The sequence below is a fragment of the Actinacidiphila rubida genome (genome assembly GCF_900110255.1).
In the GTDB taxonomy this organism is placed as follows: domain Bacteria; phylum Actinomycetota; class Actinomycetes; order Streptomycetales; family Streptomycetaceae; genus Actinacidiphila; species Actinacidiphila rubida.
Map to the genome: position 1 here is coordinate 1 of NZ_FODD01000060.1, position 19238 is coordinate 19238.

The window sequence follows — 19238 nt, forward strand, 5'->3', positions numbered from 1 at the left end:
TCACCTGCGGCACCCCCAACCGCTCCGCCAGCAACGCCGGCACCACACCCGCCGTGCCATCCGTCGACGCCATCCCCATCACCACCAGATCGAACCCCACCCGCTCGACCACCCTCGCCAACACCAGCGACGTCCCCATCACATCCGTGCCATGCAGACCCTCGTCCTCCACATGCACACCACGATCCGCACCCATCGACAACGCCTTACGCACCGCGTCCCGCGCATCCCCCGGACCCACCGTCACCACCGTGACCTCCGCATCACCGGACGCCTCCGCGATCTGCAACGCCTGCTCCACCGCATACTCGTCCAACTCCGACAGCAGCCCGTCCACCGCATCACGATCCGTCGTCAGATCCCCAGCGTAATGCCGATCACCCGTCGCATCGGGCACATACTTCACAGCCACAACGATCCTCAAGCTCACGCCAGCACTCCTACTGCTCGTCCTGCTGCTTCGTCCTGCACGTCTACGTCCACTGCCCCGGACCGGACCGGGCTCACCACGAGGCCCGGGATGTGCCCCGGAATGGCAGCATAGGCGCCCGCGGCGGCGGCACCCGGCCGGGACGCAGCAACGGCCTCGCCCGAAATATTACTCGTCAGTACACCGCGCGTCCGGCGCGTCCCACAAGCGTGGCGCAGTGTGAGGTGGCCGACCCGGGCCCGCCCCTGCGGGCGGCTCGCGCGGGCGGTGCGGACGTGGACGGCGCGTCGGGGACGCGGGGCGGGTCAGTGCCCCAGACGGTGGAATCCGCCCTGGTGGTACAGCAGCGGGCGGCCCGGGCCGTGCGGGTCGCCGGCGACGGCCTCGGCGACGACGATGCGGTGGTCGCCGGCGGGCACGCGGCCCGCGACGCGGCCGACCAGCCATGCGGCGACCCCGTCGAGCACCGGCACGCCGTGCGGGCCGGGCGACCACGCGGTGCCCGGGCCGAACCGCTCGGCGCCGCTGCGCGCGAACAGCGCGGCCAGCTCCTCCTGGTGCTCGCCGAGTATGTGCACCCCCACGTACGGCGCCTCGGCCACCACGGGCCAGCAGGACGAGCCGACGCTGATACCGAAGGACAGCATCGGCGGTTCGACGGCGACCGAGGTCAGCGAGGTCGCGGTGAAGCCGACCGGCCCGGCGGGGCCTGACGCGGTGACGACCGCGACGCCGGCGGCGTGGCGCCGGAAGGCCGCACGGAACACCGCGGCGTCGAGGCCCGGTTGCCCGTCCCGCCCGGGCTGCTCCGGGTCCGGGCCTTCGCCCGGCCGGCGCGGTGCGGGCGGCGCGGGGCGGTGGGGCCTGCCCGCCGCTTGGGCGTGCGGCCGGCCTGCAGCATGGTCGTCGGCCTGGTCGGAATGGGCGCCGAGGTCGGTCGTGGCGGTCACCGGATGTCCTTCTGCAGCGGGCGGGTGTGCGGCCGGCGGGTGGTGCGGCTCAGCAGCGCGGACACCACCACGCGCGCGCATGCCCGCCGCGGGCGGCGGCACGCGGGCGCAGACGGAGATCATCGGACATAACGTCAGAGTGACGATTCGAGGCGCACCCCGTCAAGGCAGGTCCGGCAGATGGAATGTCCGTCACATCCGGGGCTGGACCGCGGTTCCACCTGCGATCCACCGCGGGTCCGGCCGCTCCGGCGGCCGGCCGCGGTGCCGGGAGGGGGTCGGACACGGGTGCCGGGCGCGGTTGTTCAGGCCGGGAGGACCGCGGCGCCGAGGGCCGCGATGACGTCCGCGCGGCGCGGCTGGCCGACGGCGCGGCGCACGATCGCGCCGTCCGCGTCCAGCACGAGGACGGTGGGCGTCTTGACGACGTGCAGCCGGCGCACGAGGTCGAGGTGCGCTTCGGCGTCGACCTCGACGTGACGCACGCCGGGCACCATGCCGGCGACCTCGTCGAGCACCCGCCGGGTGGCCCGGCACGGCGCGCAGAACGCGCTGGAGAACTGGACGAGGGTGGCCCGCTCCCCCAGTCCCGCCCCGCCGAGTTCGGCGGGGGTCAGCCGCCCGCCGTCGCCGTCGCCCCGCACGTGGTTCCTCCGCTCGCCCGTCGCGGCCGCGCCGGCCGCGACCTCCACCGCATTGTCCAGCACCCGCAGGCGCGGGGTGATTCCCGCGGTCACGCGTGAACCCGTCCGCGGGAGGCGTCAGGAGGGCAGGTCGGCGGGCAGGACCAGCCGTGCCCGGTCCGGGGCCGCCTGGAGCGCGGCGAGGAGGTGCGGCGGCGGTGCGGCGTGCACCACCGGGGATTCGGCCTCGCCCAGTTCCGGGCGGACCGGCCAGGCCAGCCGCTCCTCGTCCAGCGAGAAGGCGGCGTCCACGACGCCGGGGATGTTGCCGCGGGCGTCGATCCGGGACCAGTGCGTGCGGCCGGGCAGCAGCACGGCGTTGAGCCCGTGCAGCACCGGCTCGCTGCCGTCGTCCTCGGTGAGCCGCTGGTAGCAGAACCCGGCCGGGATGCCCTCGGCCCGCAGCAGCGCGGCCAGCGCGTGGGACTTGGCGTGGCAGATCCCGGTGCGCCGGCCGAGGACGTCGGAGGCGCGCCAGGTGACCCGCGGATCGCCCGCGTCCGCGGAGTGGGGCACGGTGTCGCGGACGAACCCGTATGCCGTCTTCGCATAGTCATACGCGTCGGGGGCGAGGGCACGCAGGCGGGCCGCGATCGTCCTGACGAGGGGGTGCCGGTGGTCGACGGCGTCATCGTCCGCGAGATAGGCGGCCGGGTCGGCAGCCGCTGCGATCAGCTCCATGACGCGGAGCCTAGGCGGCCGCCGACCCGGGCGGCAATACAATTACGCTTCACCGCATATTCATGCAGCATCCGAGGTGCATCCTCCGGGGCCGCGGTCTCCATGACCGCGGCCCCGGAGACCGCGTCCTCTCAGCCGGCCATCTCCTCGGCGATGGCCGCCGCGAAGCCGTCCACGTCCGCCTCCGTGGTGTCGAAGGCGCACATCCAGCGCACCTCGCCGGTCGCCTCGTCCCAGAAGTAGAAGCGGTAGCGCTTCTGCAGGCGCTCGCTCACCTCGCGGGGCAGCAGCGCGAAGACCGCATTGGCCTGCACCGGCCGCAGCACGGTGACGCCGTCGATCCCGCGGACCGCCTCTTCCAGCCGGCGCGCCATGGCGTTGGCGTGCGAGGCGCTGCGCAGCCACAGGTCACCGGCGAGCAGCGCCTCGAACTGCACGGACACGAACCGCATCTTGGACGCGAGCTGCATCGACATCTTGCGGAGGTACCGGATGGAGCGGACCCGCTCCGGACTGAGCACCACGACGCACTCCCCCAGGAGCAGGCCGTTCTTGGTGCCGCCGAAGGAGATCAGGTCGACCCCGGCGTCCGTGGTGAAGGCCGCCAGCGGCACGCCCAGGGTGGCCGCCGCGTTGGCGATGCGGGAGCCGTCCATGTGCACGGTCATGCCGAGCTGGTGCGCGTGGTCGCAGATCGCCCGGATCTCCTCGGGCGTGTAGCAGGTGCCCAGTTCCGTGGTCTGGGTGATCGAGACGACCTGCGGCTGGGCGCGGTGCTCGTCGTCGAAGCCGTAGGCCTGGCGGTCGATCAGCTCCGGGGTGAGCTTGCCGTCCTCGGTGGCGACGGTGAGCAGCTTGAGGCCGCCGACCCGCTCGGGCGCCCCGCACTCGTCGACGTTGATGTGGGCGGACTCGGCGGTGATCACCGCGCCCCAGCGCTCGGTGACCGCCTGCAGGGCTGTCACGTTCGCCCCGGTGCCGTTGAACACCGGGAACACCTCGGCGGTGGGGCCGAAGTGCGTGCGGAAGAGCTCCTGCAGGTGGGCGGTGTAGACGTCCTCGCCGTAGGAGACCTGGTGGCCACCGTTGGCGAGGGCGATCGCGGCGAGCACCTCGGGGTGCACTCCCGCGTAGTTGTCGCTGGCGAATCCGCGCACCCGCGGGTCGTGGCGACGGACGGCGTCGGTGCCGCCTGTGCTGTCGGTGCCGTCCGAAGAGGGCTGTTCGGTCACGGTCGGGGCGTCAGCCACTGTCGGGTCCCGTTCACTTCCTGGGGGCTTGTGTTCCACACGTCGGCGATCGCGTTGGCGAGGTCGTGGACGTCGGTGAAGCCGGCGAATTTGGCGTTGGGGCGCTGGGCCCGCATCTCATCGTGCACCAGGGCCTTGATCACCAGGACGGTGGCCGCCGCGGTGGGGCCGTCCTCGGGGCCGAGCTTGCGGAAGGAGTCGCCGAGCGCGAGCGTCCACGCCTCGGCCGCGGCCTTGGCGGCGGCGTAGGCGGCGTTGCCCGCGGTGGGGGCGCTGGCGCCGGCCGCGCTGATCAGCACGTACCGGCCGCCGGGGCTGCGCATCAGGCCGTCGTGGAACGCCAGCGAGGTGTTCTGCACGGTGCGGATCAGCAGGCTGTGCAGCGCGTCCCAGTCCGACAGCTCGGTCTCCGGGAAGGACGCGGATCCGCGCCAGCCGCCGACCAGGTGCACCAGGCCGTCCACCCGGCCGTGGTCCTTCTCGATCCTGGCGGCCCAGTCCTGGGTGGCCTCCAGGTCGAGCAGGTCCACGATCTCGCCGGTGATGTCGGCACCGCCCGCGTCGTAGCGCGCCGCGTCGACCGACTCGGCGAGCCGTCCGGGATCGGCGTCGGCCGCGACCACGTGGCCGCCGGCCCTGGCCAGCCGCTGCAGTACCGCGCGCCCGGCCGGTCCGCCGGCCCCGGCCACCGCGATCACCGCGCCGTCGAGTCCGCCCGTGTAGGTGTCCGTCGTCATCTCCGCCTCCTCGCCCGCACCGGTCACGCGGCGCCCCGCAGTGCGCTGTCGCCGGTGATTCCCTTGGTCGAGGCGATCACCTCGCGGAGCTTCTTCGCAAGGGCCTCGTAGAACATGCTGAGCGGAAACTCGTCCGGCAGCACGTCGTCCACCAGCTTGCGCGGCGGGAGCGACAGGTCCAGTGCCTCGGGACCCTTGGCCCAGACCGAGCCGGGATTCGGGGAGAGGTACGACGCGACCAGGTCGTAGGCGGCGAGCCAGTGCACGAGCTTGGGGCGGTCGATGCCGTCCCGGTAGAGCGTCTCGATCTCGGCGCAGAGCTGGTTGGTGACCTGCGGTGCGCGTTCCCAGTCGATGTGCAGGGTGTTGTCCGTCCAGCGTACGGCGTCGTGCTTGTGCAGGTACGCGAACAGCAGCTGGCCGCCGAGCCCGTCGTAGTTGCGGACGCGGTCGCCGGTGACCGGGAAGCGGAACAGCCGGTCGAAGAGGATCGCGTACTGCACGCCCAGACCCATGGGGTGCCCCTCGGCCTGCAGCGTGACGGCCTCCTTGAAGGTCGTCAGGTCGCAGCGCAGCTCCTCCAGGCCGTACATCCAGAACGGGGCCCGCTGCTTGATCATGAACGGGTCGAACGGCAGGTCGCCGTGGCTGTGGGTGCGGTCGTGGATCATGTCCCAGAGCACGTACGTCTGCTGGGCCAGCTCCTGGTCCTCGACGAGCCGGGCGGCGTCCTCGGGCAGTTCCAGGCCCAGGACGTCGACGGCGGCAGCGGTCACCGCGCGGAAGCGGGCGGCCTCGCGGTCGCAGAAGATCGCGCCCCAGGTCCAGCGCTCGGGCGCCTGGCGGACGGCCACGGTCTCCGGGAACAGCACGGCGGAGTTGGTGTCGTAACCCGGGGTGAAGTCCGCGAAGGTGATCGGCACGAACATCGGGTTGTCGTAGCGGGTGCGCTCCAGCTCGGCGAGCCACTCCGGCCACACGACGGTGAACACCACGGCTTCCAGGTTGCGGTCCGGGTTGCCGTTCTGGGTGTACATCGGGAAGACGACGAGGTGCTGCAGGCCGTCCTGGCGCTTCTCGGCCGGCTGGAAGGCCAGCAGCGAGTCCAGGAAGTCCGGGACGCCGAAGCCGCCCGCGGCCCAGCGGCCCAGATCGGCCACCAGGGCGCGGTGGTAGTCGGCGTCATGGGGCAGCTCGGGCGACAGCTGCTCGACCGCGTCCACGACGCGGCCCAGCGTCTTCGCGGCATCGTCGCGGCTGGGCGCGTGCTCGGCCTCGAAGTCGATCGAGCCGTCCTTGCGCTGCCACGGCCGGATGGCCTCGACCGCCTGCTTCAGCACTGCCCACTGGGGGTGGCCGGTGACTCCCTCGCCGGACGTACCGCTCCCACCGTGCGCCGTCGGCAAAAGAATTTCACTCATGACCCCTCCTCCACAAAAGAACCTGTCGTCCAGACCACGGTATCTGCGACAGCACGTCAGGATCAAGGGGAGCCGGCGGAGATCGTGCGGCAACATGGGGGTGGGGCCGGTTTTTTTCCTGCGAGTTCCCCGGAACGGGCGAGGAAAACGCGCACAATCCTCGGACTGCGACTACTCTGGCCGCCGTCATCCCGGGCGTCCTCCGACATCCCTCCGGCATCCCCTCCCGCCATCCCCCGGCCGCTCGGCGGCCGTCCCGGCGGGCGGCTCCGGCATGCGACGCCGGGCCGTCACGGCGTGTTGGGCCCGGCGTCGCCCGCGCTCGCTAGGGTCGGGACATGAGCTTCCTCACCGTCGGTCACCGCGGCGTCATGGGCGTCGAGCCGGAGAACACACTGCGCTCCTTCCGCCGCGCCGAACAGGCCGGCGTGGACCAGATCGAGCTCGATCTGCACCTGAGCAAGGACGGCGCGCTGATCGTCATGCACGACCCCGACGTCGACCGCACCACCGACGGCAACGGCGCCGTCCGCGACCTCACGCTGGAGGAGATCCGGCACCTGGACGCCGGGCTCGGCGAGCGGGTGCCGGTCTTCGAGGAGGTGCTCGACGCGGTGGACCGGCCGCTGCAGGCCGAGATCAAGGACGTGGACGCCGCGCGGGTGCTGGCGGAGGTGCTGCGCGAGCGCGGCGCGGTGGACCGGGTCAGCGTGCTGTCGTTCCACGACGAGGCGCTCGCCGAGATGCACGCGCTGCTGCCGGAGATCCGCACGGTGCTGGTCGCGAGCGACCTGGGGCCGCACATCGTGCCCCGCGCGCAGGCCGTCGGCGCGCGCCTGGTCAGCCTGGACCTGACCCAGCTCAACCTGGACACGGTGAACCGCTGCCACGCCGCCGGGATCGCCGTGATGGCGTGGACCGTCAACTCCGCGCAGGACTGGGCGGTGGCGCGGGCGCTCGGACTGGACGGCGCCGCCACCGACCTGCCCGGGGAACCCGCCGCCTGAGGCGTCCTGACCGGCCCGGGCCCCGGTCAGTCCGGCGCGGAGCCGTCCGGACCGGGACCTCTTCGGACCGCCGTTCCCGCGGCGGTCCGGCCCGGGGTCAGGCCAGGCGCTTGGTCAGCAGCTCGAACTCGAGGTCGTCGCGGGTCGGCAGCCCGAACCGCTCGTCGCCGTACGGGAACGGGCTGGTCCGGCCGGTGCGCTCGTAGCCGCGCCGCTCGTACCAGGCGATGAGGTCCTCGCGGACCGAGATGACCGTCATGTGCATCTCGGCCACGCCCCATTCGTCGCGGGCGAACCGCTCGGCCTCCGCGATGATCAGCTTGCCGAGGCCCGCTCCCTGCAGCGCGGGACGCACCGCGAACATCCCGAAGTACGCGTGCTCACCGCGGTGTTCGAGCTGGCAGCAGGCCACCAGTTCGCCCGCGCTCTCGACCGCGACCAGCCGGCTGTTCTCCTTGTGGATGACGGCGAGCACACTCTCGGGGTCGGTCCGCTGCCCCTGAAGGATGTCGGCCTCCGTGGTCCACCCCGCCCGGCTCGCGTCGCCCCGGTAGGCGGACTCGATCAGGGTGACGAGCGCGGGCACGTCGTCGGGGCGCGCGGCACGGAAGGTGGGCTGAGCGGCGATGTCCATGCCGGTCAGGCTACCGAAGCGGCCCGGGGTGCGGAGGCCGCCGGAACGGGACGGCCTGGGAGGCCGGAGCGGTCCGGCGCCGGGGCCCGCGCCGGGCCGGCGCCCTTTCCGCGGGGTCGGGCCGCGCGGCCCGAGCGGGCCATATCCTCGGCCGGCACGGCCGCTCCCGAACTCTCGCCGCTCCAGCGGGACTTGATGCCAGATCCGGAGACAGCGCCGGCGACGGCCGCGGCGACGCTCGTCACCGCCATGGCGACCAGCGCCTGGCAGGCCACGGGAGCGGAGGTCGCACGGATCTTCCGGCCCGCAGTCGGCGGCGAGCGGGAGCCGGAACCCGGACGCGGCGGGCCGGAGCGCGGGGCGCGCGGCACGCCGCCGCGCACTCCCCCGGGGCCTCCCGTGCGCGTGGGTGTGCGCCCTCGGGCGCGGGAAGCCTGACCCGGACGGCCGCGAGGGACACGGGCCGGCGACAGGCTCGGACGGGGGCAGCGATGCACGGACCACCGCTGGTGTCCTGGCTGCTGGTGGCGCTGAGCATGGCCGCCGCCGCCTCGTGCCTGGTCAGGGGAGAGGCCAGGGACGAGGCGCTCACCGGCGCCGGGATGGCCGTCATGGCGGTGCCGCTGTCCGTCTGGGAGCCGGGGCCGTGGGTCGCGCCGCTGCTCGCCGCGGTGTTCGGGTGCGCCGCCGTCCATGCGGTGGCCAGGCGCCGCACCCACCGGCTGCACCACACCGTCTGCTCGGCGGCGATGGCCTACATGGCCCTGTCCATGGCGGGCTCCGGCGGTGCGCACGGCGGCCACGCCGGCCACCACGCCGCCGGCACACCCGCGCTGACCGGCGTGCTGCTGCTGTACTTCGCGGGATACGTCCTGCTCTCCGGCACGCGGGTGGTCGCCGCGCCGGCCCACGGCACGGCGGCGGGCGGCGCGGCCGCCGCGGTGCGCCTGCGGCATTCACCCGAAGTCGCCGTCGCCTGCCGGGTGTCGATGGCCCTCGGCATGGTGGCCATGCTCCTGATGATGTGACGGGCCACGGATCCGTCCCATGGCCCGGGGGCGGCGACGCCACGGCCGACACTTCCTGTGAGTGATGCGTCACATCCCGTCGGGCCCCGTACCCCGGCGTGGCCGCCGTCCCTAGGCTGACCGACATGACGGTCGCGATCGTGCTGCTGGTACTCGGCGCACTCGCGGCGGCGACGGCGCCGCGCCTGCTCTCCCGTGCCGACTGGCCGGAGCGCGAACCGGTGCTGGCCCTGTGGGTGTGGCAGTGCGTGGTCGCCGCCGTGCTGCTGTGCTGCGTGCTGGCCATGGCACTGGCCGGATCGGCCGCCTGGACGGAGGTCCGCGGCAACGTCTTCGCGTTCGCGCCGAGCGGCGTCGTCGAGGCCTACGGGCTGTCGGACTACGGCCACTGGGCCGGCTGGCTCGCCGCCTTCCTGGCCCTCGGCGGGGTGTGGACGGCCGCGATGCTCACCCGCGAGATCCGCGCGGCGCGCGCGAGGCGCCGCCACCGGCATGCCGAACTGCTGGTCCGCGCACCCCGGTTGCCGCAGGAGTCGGTGCCGCCCGGCGAACGGCTCGTGGTCCTGGAGGACGCCCGCCCCGACGCCTGGTGGCTGTCCGGCGCCGAGGGTCAACTGGTCGTCACGACGGGGGCGTTGCGACGCCTCAAGGGGCGCCAGCTGGACGCGGTGCTGGCCCACGAGCAGGGGCACGCCCGGGCCCGCCACGACGTCCTGCTGCACTGCGCGGGGGCGCTGGCCGGGGGCTTCCCGCAGGTTCCGGTCTTCGCGGCCTTCCGCGATCAGGTGCACCACCTGGTGGAACTCGCCGCGGACGACACCGCCTCCCGCCGCTTCGGCCGGCTGACGACCGCGCTGGCGCTCGTGGAACTCAACGAGGAGCGCGGGGTGTTCGGCCCCGGCACGAGTCCCGACGGCGCGCTCCAGGGGCGGGTGCACCGCCTGCTGGACGCCGCGCCGCGGCTGCCGCTGGCCCGCCGCCTCCGGGTCAGCGCGTGCGCGCTGCTGGTTCCTGCGGTGCCGCTGATCATCGCCTTCGGTCCCGGTCTGCACGCCCTGACATGACGGGGCCGCGCCGGCAGGGGCGACCGCGGTCGCGCGGCGGCGCGTTCGGGAAGTCCGCGGGTGGGATCGGCGGCGGACGGCGGGGACCGGGGAGCGCGGGGTCGCGGGCGGGAGGCGCGCCGCGTCCGGGAGGATGGCCGCGGTGATCGCTGCGGCGCCGGGATGTCCGGGAGACGTGTCCGGGGAGCGGATGCCGGCCCCGACGATCCCCCGCGTCGCCGGGGCCGGCAAACGTCCCGTTCCCTCGTGGACCGTGGTCCGGAGGGTCGCGCTGAGTATATTGGCTCCGAGCCAGTCAACGCAGGAGTAAAGCATGTCCCCTCGAAGCGCTTCCGTCAATGAAGCCATGCGTCAGCGCTCGCGCGAGCGGCTCCTGCAGGCCACGGTCGAACTGGTGGAGGAACGCGGCTACGAGGCCACGACCTTGGGGGACATCAGCCGGCGCGCGGGCTCCGCGCGGGGACTGGTCTCGTACTACTTCTCGGGGAAGCGGGCACTGCTGCAGTCGGCGGTGCACCGCCTGATGCACAGCGAGCTGTCCGAGGCCCTGGAGCGCGAGCCGCGCGCCGAGAACGGCGACGAGCTGCTGGCCCGGGCCATCGACGCGATCCTCACGCTGACCCGCACGCACACGACGCTGATGCGCACGCACATGGCCTCGATCCTCCAGGAGGAGGGGTTCATCCAGTGCCCGGAGCAGCAGCGCCTGGCGTTCCTGCTGCGGGACACGGTGGAACGATGGGGCGCCGAGCAGCCCGAGGAGGAGTACCGCCTGCTGCGGGCGCTGCTGATGGGCGCCACGGTGGCCCTGCTGCTGCCGGGCGCGCCGATGCCGCTGGCCCGGCTCCGTGCGGAGCTCTTCCAGCGCTACGAGCTCCCCTGGTCGGCCGGGCAGCCCCCGGCGGAAGCGCCGGGCCTGGAGCCGGCCGGGGAGGCGTGAGGCCCGGGACGTGGGGCCGGCACGGGAGGCGTGAAGCCCCGCGTGTGGGGCGTGGAGCCGGCGCGGGGGACACGGGCGACACGGGGCCGGCCGCGGCTCGCACCCCGGAGCGCGCGGCGGGACCGGCGGCCGGGGCAGCCGGTCAGGACGGGGAGAGGCGGCGCTCCTGCGCCTCGGCCGCGGCGAGCACGCGCTCCAGCAGTCCCGGGAAGAGGGCGTCGAGGTCCGCCCGCCGCAGCCCGTTCATCTTCGACGTGCCGCGGTAGACCTGGCAGATGACGCCGGCCTCGCGCAGCACCCGGAAGTGGTGCGTGGTGGTCGACTTGCTGACCGGGAGCGGCACTTCGGAGCAGGTCACGTCGCGGCTGGCGGCGGCCAGCCGGCGCACCACGGTCAGCCGCATGGGGTCGGCGAGCGCGTGCAGCACCTCTTCGAGCCGGATGTCCGCCACGTCGGGGTGCTCCAGGTGCCGGCCACCGGCGGGGACGTCGGCGTCCGGCCGGGCGGGGGCCGGGTGGGAGATGCCCGGTCGGGCGGTGGCAGCGGAGCCGGGGGCCGAGGAGGTCATGAAGGCCATACTACGACGTCCTTCGTAGTTTGACAGATGCCGTACTACGATGCCTATCGTAGGAAGCCGCGGTGCCACCCCGTGCCCCGCGACCCCGTACCGACGCCCCGCCCGGAGGAACCTGCCGTGAGCGCCCTGTTCGAGCCCCTGTCCCTGCGGTCCCTGACCATCCGCAACCGCGCCTGGATGGCTCCGATGTGCCAGTACTCGGCCGCCCCCAGCGGGCCCGATCAGGGTGTGCCGAACGACTGGCACTTCGCCCACTACGGGGCGCGGGCCGCGGGCGGCGCCGGCCTGATCCTCACCGAGGCGACCGCGATCAGCCCCGAGGGCCGGATCAGCCCCGCCGACGTCGGCCTGTGGAACGACGCGCAGGTCGAGGCGTTCTCCCGGATCACCCGCTTCGCCAAGGAGCAGGGCGCGGTCCCCGGCGTCCAGCTCGCCCACGCCGGGCGCAAGGCGTCCACCGACCGGCCGTGGCGGGGCGGCGCGCCGCTGTTCGGCGGCGAGGAGGGCTGGCGGACGCTGGGCCCCAGCGCCGTGCCGTTCGCCGACGGGCACCCCGTCCCCGACGAGCTGACCGAGGAGGGCATCGCCGAGGTCGTCGAACAGTTCGCGGCCGCGGCCCGGCGCGCGCTGCTGGCCGGCTTCCAGGTCGCCGAGCTGCACGGGGCCCACGGCTACCTGATCCACCAGTTCCTCTCCCCGCACAGCAACCGCCGCACCGACGGCTACGGCGGCTCGTTCGAGAACCGGATCCGCTTCGCGCTGGAGGCCGTGGACGCCGTGCGCGCGGTGTGGCCGGACGAACTGCCGCTGTTCTTCCGCGTCTCGGCCACGGACTGGCTGGAGGAGGGCGGCTGGACCGCCGACGAGACCGTGCGGCTCGCCAAGGAGCTGACGGTGCGCGGAGTCGACCTGCTGGACGTGTCCACCGGCGGCAACGCGGCGGGCGCGCGCATCCCGACGGGCCCCGGCTACCAGGTGCCGTTCGCGGCCCGCGTCAAGGCGGAGACGGACCTGCCGGTCGCCGCGGTCGGCGAGATCACGCACGCGCGGCAGGCCGAGACGATCGTCGGCACCGGCCAGGCCGACGCGGTGCTGCTCGCCCGGGAGCTGCTCCGCCAGCCGTCCTGGCCGCTGCATGCCGCGCAGGAGCTCGGCGTGACGGCCGGCCCCGCGGTGCCGCCGCAGTACGCCCGCGCGTTCCCGCGGCCCGCCGCCTCCTGACCCGCCGGGCCCGCGGACCACGGCGCCGGACTCCCGCCCCAGGGGCTCCCGTCCGGCGCCGCCCCCACCCGCCTCCCGTACCGCGCCACCCCGCCACCCCGCCACCCGATCCGTGGAAACACCCGCAAAGGGGACGCGTTGTCGGTGGGTGGGTGCAGACTCTGTGACGTCGAGCACATCGCAACGCGGAGGTGAGGACGTCATGGACGACGTGCTGCTCGCAGTGGGCACCCAGAAGGGCCTGTTCCTGGGCCGGCGGCGGGACGGGGGCTGGGGGTTCACCGGACCGCACTTCCCCATGCAGGCGGTGTACTCGGTGGGCATCGACACCCGCCGCGCGGTGCCACGCCTTCTGGTCGGCGCGGACAGCTCCCACTGGGGCCCCTCGGTGTTCCGGTCGGACGACCTCGGCGATTCGTGGCACGAACCGGCCCGGCCCGCCGTGACGTTCCCCGAGGACACCGGCACCTCGCTGGAGCGCGTGTGGCAGCTGCACCCGGCGGGCCCGGCCGCGCCCGGTGTCGTCTACGCCGGCACCCAGCCCGGCGCGCTGTTCCGCTCGGAGGACGACGGCGAGACCTTCGGCCTCGTCCGCAGCCTGTGGGACCATCCGCAGCGGCCGCAGTGGGAGGCCGGGTTCGGTGGCCAGGCGGTGCACACCGTGGTCACCCACCCGTCCGACCCCGATCTGGTGACCGTGGCGGTGTCGACGGGCGGGGTGTACCGCTCGAAGGACGGCGGCGCGAGCTGGGAGCCGTCCAACTCCGGTGTGCAGGCCACGTTCCTGCCGGAGGAGCAGCGCTATCCCGAGTTCGGCCAGTGCGTGCACAAGGTCGCGCAGGACGCGGTGGATCCCGACCGCCTCTATCTGCAGAACCACGGCGGGGTGTACCGCAGCGACGACGGCGGCGCCAAGTGGACGAGCATCGCCGCGGGCCTGCCGGCCGACTTCGGCTTCGCGGTGGCCTCGCACAAGCACCGGGGCGGCGTGGCCTACGTCTTCCCGCTCAGCGCCGACGCGTTCCGCATGCCGCCGGACTACCGCTGCCGCGTGTACCGCACCGAGGACGCGGGCGGCACCTGGACGGCACTGTCGCGGGGCCTGCCGGACGACCCGTCGTACGGCGTGGTCCTGCGGGACGCGATGTGCACCGACGACGCGGCACCCGGCGGGGTGTACTTCGGCAACCGCAACGGCGAGGTGTACGCCAGCGCCGACCAGGGCGACAGCTGGGAACTGGCCGTCGCCCACCTGCCGGACGTGCTGTGCGTGCGGGCCGCCGTCGTGTGAGGGCGGCGCCTGCGCGGCCGCGGGACGAACGGGCCGGGACGGGCGTGATCACCGATCCCCGTCCGCAGCACCCCTGTTGAGCCAGTAGAGTGACGGATCGTGACTGCACGACCCTTGCACGAGATCGTCGAGGCGGGCTGGGCCAAGGCGCTCGACCCGGTGGCCGACCGGATCACCGCCATGGGGACCTTCCTGCGTGACGAGATCGCCGTCGGCCGCACCTACCTGCCCGCCGGACCCGACGTGCTGCGGGCGTTCCAGCAGCCGTTCGACGAGGTGCGGGTGCTCATCGTCGGCCAGGACCCGTACCCGACGCCGGGCCACGCGGTGGGGCTGAGCTTCTCCGTCGCTCCCGAGGTGCGGCCGCTGCCGGGCAGCCTGGAGAACATCTACCGGGAGCTCGGCTCCGACCTCGGGCTGCCGCGGCCGTCCACCGGCGACCTGACGCCGTGGACCGAGCAGGGCGTGCTGCTGCTCAACAGGGCGCTCACCACCGCGCCCCGGCGCCCGGCCGCGCACCGCGGCAAGGGCTGGGAGCCGGTCACCGAGCAGGCCATCAGGGCGCTGGCCGCCCGCGGCCGCCCGCTGGTGTCGATCCTGTGGGGCCGCGACGCCCGCAACGTGCGGCCGCTGCTCGGCGAGCTCCCGGCGATCGAGTCGGCGCACCCCTCCCCCATGTCCGCCGACCGCGGATTCTTCGGCTCGCGCCCGTTCAGCCGGACCAACGAACTCCTGGCCCGCCAGGGCGCGCAGCCGGTGGACTGGCGCCTCCCCTGACGCGTCACCCCTTCGGTACGCTTCGCGGGTGACGACGCATTCGAATACTCCGGCCGGCTGGTACGCCGACCCGCAGGGCACTCCGAACCTGCTCCGGTACTGGGACGGCGCCCAGTGGACCGAGCACACCAACCCGGGTCAGGTACCGCAGCAGGCCCAGCCGGGCGGCGGGAGCGCCTGGGAGGTGAACGTCAGCGGTGCGCCGGATCCGTCGAAGATCCAGCGGCAGGTCCAGCAGCAGGCCGGAGTCGCGCCGACCGGCTTCGGCGGCGGCACCCTGTTCACCGAGCCGATCCTGGTGGTGAACCAGAAGGCCAAGCTGATCGAGCTCGTCAACGAGTACAGCGTGTTCGACCAGCAGGGCCGCACCCTCGGCTCGGTCGTCGAGGTGGGCCAGAGCACCGCGAAGAAGGTGCTGCGCTTCGTCTCCAGCGTGGACCAGTTCCTCACGCACAAGCTGGAGGTCCGGGACGCGCAGGGCCAGCCGCAGCTGGTGCTGACCCGCCCGGCGAAGTTCATCAAGTCCAAGGTGCTGGTGCACCGCGCCAACGGCGAGCCGCTCGGCGAGATCGTGCAGCAGAACGCGATCGGCAAGATCAACTTCGCGTTCATGTACAACGGCCAGAAGATCGGCGCGATCAAGGCCGAGAACTGGCGCGCCTGGAACTTCGCCATCGTGGACCACACGGAGACGGAGATCGCCCGCATCACCAAGACGTGGGAGGGCTTCGCGAAGACGATGTTCACCACGGCCGACAACTACGTGCTGCAGATCCACCGCCAGCTCGCCGACCCGCTGCTCAGCATGGTGGTCGCCTCGGCGCTGACCGTGGACACCGCGCTCAAGCAGGACTCGCGCGGGCTGGGCTGAGCGTGCCGGAAACCGACTCCGCCTGGGTCCTCGCCGTCGACTCGGGCGGCTCGGGGGTGCGGGTCGCCCTCGCGCCGGCGGGCGGCGCCCCCGCCACGGCGGAGCGCGCCGCGTCCCCGCACCCCGCGGTCACCGGGGAGCGGGGCATCGACGCGGACGCCCTGCTCGCGCTCGTGGCACCGCTGGCCGACCGGCTGATGCGGGGCGCGGGCGCCGGGCGGATCGCGGCCGCGTGCGTGGGTGCGGCCGGCATGGCCACGCTCGGGGACGACCTGCGGGAGCGGCTGCCGGCCTCGCTGGCCGGGGCGTTCGGCGTGCGGCGGCTCGCCCTGGCCGGCGACGCCGTGACCGCCTACGCGGGGGCACTGGGCCTGCGGCCGGGCGTCGTGGTGGCCGCGGGCACCGGAATGATCGCGCTGGGCGTCTCCGCCGACGGCACGAGCTGGCGGCGCGCGGACGGCTGGGGCCATCTGCTGGGCGACGCCGGCGGCGGCGCCTGGATCGGCCGCGAGGGCCTGGACGCGGCGATGCGGGCCCACGACGGCCGGGCCGGCGGCTCCACGGCCCTGCTGGCCCGCGCCGAGAAGCAGTTCGGGCCCGCGGCCACGCTGCCCGGGCGGCTGTACCCGCGGCCCGACCGGCCCAACGTCCTGGCCTCGTTCGCGCCGGAGGTGGCGCGCTGCGCCGCCGAGGATCCGGTGGCCTCGGACATCCTGCGCCGGGCCGCCACCCACATCCTGGAGTCGGCCGCCGCGGTCCGTCCCGGCCCGGAGCCGGTCGACGTGGCCCTGACCGGCGGGCTGTTCGGAATGGGCGAACCGCTGCTCGGCCCGCTGCGCGACCAGGCCGAGTGGCTGCTCCCCGACGCCGAGCTGCTCCCCGCGGCCGGCGATCCGCTCGACGGCGCGCTGTTGATCGCCGCCGCCCTCCACCGCTCCGCGCTGACCCTGCCGGTGGACGGCGCGATGCTGACGGTCACGGACACGACGGCTGACGGGTAGAGCGGGACTGCCCGAGGCGGGCGGACAGACATCGGACGACTGACTGCGCACGGACACCCCTTGGGCGGCCGACTGCGCACGGACAGCCGTCGGACGACCAGCGGCACACGCGCCACCCGCATCGCCGTCGCACGGCCGGCGGCACCCGCACGGCCGGCGGGAGCCGGCTCGTCAACTCCGGGCAGGCGCCCGGCACATCGGGGCACTCCCGGCATCACGTCCCGTCGTGCGGTATCACGGGACTCACTGCGGCCCGTGCGTCACAGCGGCCCGCGGGGCCCCGGGGACCTTCCGCAACCCCGTCGCGGAGCCCCGGTGAGCGGGGGGCGGGCGAGTCCGCTGCGGCCCATGTGTACAGGTCAGACTCGGTTGCTGACCGAACGTGTCCACCGGGCGCCCGAGGAATCGGACAGTTCCGGACAGCCGCGGCCTTCCTCGTACCCGGGCGAACATCGGGACGGCGCGAGGCGTTAGCATGCGACGCCATGAGCACTGCACCAGGGCCCTCCTCCGGCCTCCCCGTACGCATGCCGCGTCCGCGCCAGCCCGGTCGACACCGCCGACCGGAGGCGCTGGCCGCGCCCGAGGGCGCGCCGGTGCTGGTTCTGGCCGTCCCCGGCACCCCGACCGCCGCGGCGCTCAGCCTGGCCGAGGAAGTCGTGAGCATCGCCCGCTCCGAGCTGTCCGGTCTCCACCCGCGGATCGCCTTCGTCGACGGCGACGACACCGACGCCGAGGGCGTGGAGTTCCCGTCGCTGCGCAGCGTCCTGGACCAGGTCGCCGCGGAGCGGACCGGCGACGACACCTCCGCCGTCGTGGTCCCGCTGCTGGCCGGCCCCGAGGCGTCGGTACTGCGGCGTGTCCGCCAGGCCATCGCCGACAGCAAGGCGCAGGTCGAACTGACCGACGTGCTGGGCCCGCACCCGCTGCTCGCGGAGGCGCTGCACGTGCGGCTGTCCGAGGCCGGTCTGGCGCGTGCCGACCGGGCCCGGCTGTTCACCGTGGCCACCGCGGCCGACGGCATCATCCTGGCGACCGTGGGCGGCGAGGAGGCCGCGCAGGCGGCCGGCGTCACCGGCCTGCTGCTGGCCGCACGGCTCGCCGTGCCGGTGCTCGCGGCCGCGCTCGACGAGGACGGCGCGATCGCGCACGCGGCGGAGCAGCTGCGCGCCTCCGGCTCCGGCACGCTCGCCCTCGCGCCCTGCCTCATCGGCCCGGAGATCGCGCCGCAGCTGCTGCACACCGCGGCCGCGGAGGCCGGCTGCTCGGGCGCGGACGCGCTCGGCCCGTACCCGGCGGTCGGCAAGCTGGTCGTCACGCAGTACGCCTCGGCGCTCGGCATCTCGCAGCCGGCGCCGCAGGGCGCGCAGGCCCGGCAGTAAGGCACGCCGCCCGGCCCGGCCGCGGCACGGACACGAACGGCCGCGGGCGGCCTCCCCGAGGGGAGGCCGGCCGCGGCCGTTCCGCGGTCCGGAGCCGTACGCCCGGCGGGTGCCTCAGGCGAAGACGACGCAGGACACGGCGGGCAGCGCCAGCGAGCCGGCCTGCTTGGGGATGCCGGTGTCCGGGTCGACGTCGAACCAGGTGACGTCGCCCGAGCGCTCGTTGGCGGCGTACAGGCGGGTGCCGGACGGGTCGAGGGTGAGGTGCCGCGGCCAGTCGCCGCCGCAGCTCACGGTGTCGACGAGTTCCATGCGCTCCCCGGTCTCGTCGAGGGTGAGCACGGCGATGCTGTTGTGGCCGCGGTTGGCCGCCCAGGCGAACCGGCCGTCGGGCGAGACCACCAGCTCCGACGGGTAGTTCTCGCCCGCGCTGCCGTCGGGCAGGACCCGCACCTCGGCGAGCGGCCGCAGGCTGCCCTTCTCCGCGTCGAAGCGGCACACGGTGACGACGGAGTCCAGCTCGTTCATCACGTATGCGTGGCCGCCGTCGGGGTGGAAGGCCAGGTGCCGCGGGCCGATGCCGGACCGCAGACCCAGCTCCCGCTCGATCTCCAGCTCCCCGCCGGCGGCGTCGAGTTCGCACACCCGCACCGAGTCCGTGCCGAGGTCGACGCTGACCGCCCAGCGACCGGTGGGGTCGGGCAGCACGGCGTGCGCGTGCGGGCCCTCCTGCCGCTCGCGGTTGGGCCCGTCGCCCTCGTGCTCCAGCACCGAGCGGACCTCGCCGAGCGCGCCGTCGTCCTTGAGCGACAGCACGGTGACGCTGCCCGGCGCCGCGTAGTTGGCGGTGAGCAGGTGTCCCTGGTGGACCGTCAGGTGCGTGGGTGAGCCGCCGCGGACCGGCACGGGGGTGCCCAGCAGTGCGGGCTTGGCGGGGTCGGCCAGCGAGAACGCGGCGGCGGCGCCCTCGGGTTCGGTCTCGCTCACGGTGTAGAGGGTGCGCCCGTCCGCGGACAGCGTGAGGAAGGAGGGGTTGGGGACCTCGGCCGTGTCCCCGAGCGCGGTGAGCGCTCCCGTGTCCGGGTCCACGCTGGCCGCGGTGAGCCCGTGGCCCCCCGCAGACGTGAACGACCCGATATAAGCGTGCCCGGCCACTGCCGTACCTCTTCCGCCCGATGTCTGTACGGCGGCTGAGAGTAGTACGTGACGCCCCTTACGTCGCCCCCGGGTCCCATCCCCCACTCCGACGCGCCCTCCGGGGCCGCCCCGGCCCCCTTCCCACAGGTCCCCGGC

At 74.2% G+C, this 19238-nt stretch carries 20 protein-coding genes; 10 read left to right on the forward strand and 10 right to left on the reverse strand.

Annotated features, from left to right (window positions below; genetic code table 11):
• The 7 genes from BMW99_RS35640 to BMW99_RS35670 all read right to left on the reverse strand — a co-directional run.
• Positions 1 to 430 (reverse strand): electron transfer flavoprotein subunit beta/FixA family protein (locus BMW99_RS35640; protein WP_407640349.1); only part of this gene is annotated, 430 nt, incomplete at its 3' end.
• Between the two features lie 305 nt (positions 431 to 735).
• Positions 736 to 1197 carry a flavin reductase family protein gene (locus BMW99_RS40990; RefSeq protein WP_069466032.1) on the reverse strand — a complete coding sequence of 154 codons (462 nt, stop codon included), beginning with the start codon at positions 1195 to 1197 and terminating at the stop codon, positions 736 to 738.
• Positions 1198 to 1685: 488 nt separating this feature from the next.
• Positions 1686 to 2084 carry a TlpA family protein disulfide reductase gene (locus BMW99_RS35650; protein WP_407640350.1) on the reverse strand — a complete coding sequence of 133 codons (399 nt, stop codon included), beginning with the start codon at positions 2082 to 2084 and terminating at the stop codon, positions 1686 to 1688.
• Positions 2085 to 2141: 57 nt separating this feature from the next.
• A complete protein-coding gene (locus BMW99_RS35655; protein ID WP_069467171.1) occupies positions 2142 to 2744 on the reverse strand; it encodes a transglutaminase-like domain-containing protein in 603 nt (200 codons plus the stop codon).
• A gap of 131 nt (positions 2745 to 2875) precedes the next feature.
• Entirely contained in the window at positions 2876 to 3976 is a 1101-nt protein-coding gene (locus BMW99_RS35660) for a threonine aldolase family protein (RefSeq protein ID WP_107485478.1), read from the reverse strand.
• Positions 3973 to 4731: an SDR family oxidoreductase gene (locus BMW99_RS35665; protein WP_069467175.1), complete on the reverse strand. Its 759-nt coding sequence runs from the start codon at positions 4729 to 4731 to the stop codon at positions 3973 to 3975. Before BMW99_RS35665 ends, BMW99_RS35660 begins: the two co-directional genes overlap by 4 nt.
• Before the next feature lie 23 nt (positions 4732 to 4754).
• A complete protein-coding gene (locus BMW99_RS35670; protein ID WP_069467172.1) occupies positions 4755 to 6152 on the reverse strand; it encodes a DUF6421 family protein in 1398 nt (465 codons plus the stop codon).
• Positions 6153 to 6490: 338 nt separating this feature from the next.
• On the opposite strand from BMW99_RS35670, the gene BMW99_RS35675 reads away from it, so the two are divergent.
• Complete coding sequence (locus BMW99_RS35675) at positions 6491 to 7159, forward strand: glycerophosphodiester phosphodiesterase (RefSeq protein WP_069467173.1); 669 nt, start codon at positions 6491 to 6493, stop codon at positions 7157 to 7159.
• Between the two features lie 97 nt (positions 7160 to 7256).
• Here BMW99_RS35675 and BMW99_RS35680 read toward each other — a convergent pair whose 3' ends face one another.
• Positions 7257 to 7793, reverse strand: coding sequence for a GNAT family N-acetyltransferase (locus tag BMW99_RS35680; protein ID WP_069467174.1), 537 nt, complete (start codon positions 7791 to 7793; stop codon positions 7257 to 7259).
• Positions 7794 to 8284: 491 nt separating this feature from the next.
• On the opposite strand from BMW99_RS35680, the gene BMW99_RS35685 reads away from it, so the two are divergent.
• The 3 genes from BMW99_RS35685 to BMW99_RS35695 all read left to right on the forward strand — a co-directional run bounded on the left by BMW99_RS35685 (position 8285) and on the right by BMW99_RS35695 (position 10825).
• Positions 8285 to 8821: a DUF5134 domain-containing protein gene (locus tag BMW99_RS35685; RefSeq protein WP_075018237.1), complete on the forward strand. Its 537-nt coding sequence runs from the start codon at positions 8285 to 8287 to the stop codon at positions 8819 to 8821.
• Positions 8822 to 8946: 125 nt separating this feature from the next.
• Positions 8947 to 9885, forward strand: coding sequence for a M56 family metallopeptidase (locus tag BMW99_RS35690; protein WP_075018238.1), 939 nt, complete (start codon positions 8947 to 8949; stop codon positions 9883 to 9885).
• 313 nt (positions 9886 to 10198) lie between these two features.
• Complete coding sequence (locus BMW99_RS35695; RefSeq protein WP_075018239.1) at positions 10199 to 10825, forward strand: TetR/AcrR family transcriptional regulator; 627 nt, start codon at positions 10199 to 10201, stop codon at positions 10823 to 10825.
• 142 nt (positions 10826 to 10967) lie between these two features.
• Here the strand turns inward: BMW99_RS35695 and BMW99_RS35700 are convergent, their stop codons facing one another.
• Positions 10968 to 11393, reverse strand: coding sequence for an ArsR/SmtB family transcription factor (locus BMW99_RS35700; protein WP_107485480.1), 426 nt, complete (start codon positions 11391 to 11393; stop codon positions 10968 to 10970).
• Between the two features lie 126 nt (positions 11394 to 11519).
• Here BMW99_RS35700 and BMW99_RS35705 point away from each other — a divergent pair, with 126 nt between their 5' ends.
• The 6 genes from BMW99_RS35705 (at position 11520) to BMW99_RS35730 (ending at position 17945) form a co-directional block, all read left to right on the forward strand.
• Complete coding sequence (locus BMW99_RS35705) at positions 11520 to 12623, forward strand: NADH:flavin oxidoreductase/NADH oxidase (protein WP_075018240.1); 1104 nt, start codon at positions 11520 to 11522, stop codon at positions 12621 to 12623.
• A 202-nt stretch (positions 12624 to 12825) separates the two neighbouring features.
• Positions 12826 to 13914 carry a WD40/YVTN/BNR-like repeat-containing protein gene (locus BMW99_RS35710; protein WP_075018241.1) on the forward strand — a complete coding sequence of 363 codons (1089 nt, stop codon included), beginning with the start codon at positions 12826 to 12828 and terminating at the stop codon, positions 13912 to 13914.
• Positions 13915 to 14013: 99 nt separating this feature from the next.
• Positions 14014 to 14691, forward strand: coding sequence for a uracil-DNA glycosylase (locus tag BMW99_RS35715; protein WP_069465754.1), 678 nt, complete (start codon positions 14014 to 14016; stop codon positions 14689 to 14691).
• Positions 14692 to 14719: 28 nt separating this feature from the next.
• A complete protein-coding gene (locus BMW99_RS35720) occupies positions 14720 to 15562 on the forward strand; it encodes a phospholipid scramblase-related protein (RefSeq protein ID WP_069465753.1) in 843 nt (280 codons plus the stop codon).
• A gap of 2 nt (positions 15563 to 15564) precedes the next feature.
• On the forward strand, positions 15565 to 16563 hold the full coding sequence (locus tag BMW99_RS35725; protein WP_069465752.1) for an N-acetylglucosamine kinase: 999 nt from the start codon (positions 15565 to 15567) through the stop codon (positions 16561 to 16563).
• 485 nt (positions 16564 to 17048) lie between these two features.
• Positions 17049 to 17945 (forward strand): sirohydrochlorin chelatase, encoded by an 897-nt coding sequence (locus BMW99_RS35730; protein WP_075018242.1) that lies wholly within the window; start codon positions 17049 to 17051, stop codon positions 17943 to 17945.
• Positions 17946 to 18059: 114 nt separating this feature from the next.
• Here BMW99_RS35730 and BMW99_RS35735 read toward each other — a convergent pair whose 3' ends face one another.
• A complete protein-coding gene (locus tag BMW99_RS35735) occupies positions 18060 to 19100 on the reverse strand; it encodes a lactonase family protein (RefSeq protein WP_075018243.1) in 1041 nt (346 codons plus the stop codon).
• Positions 19101 to 19238: the final 138 nt, after the last annotated feature.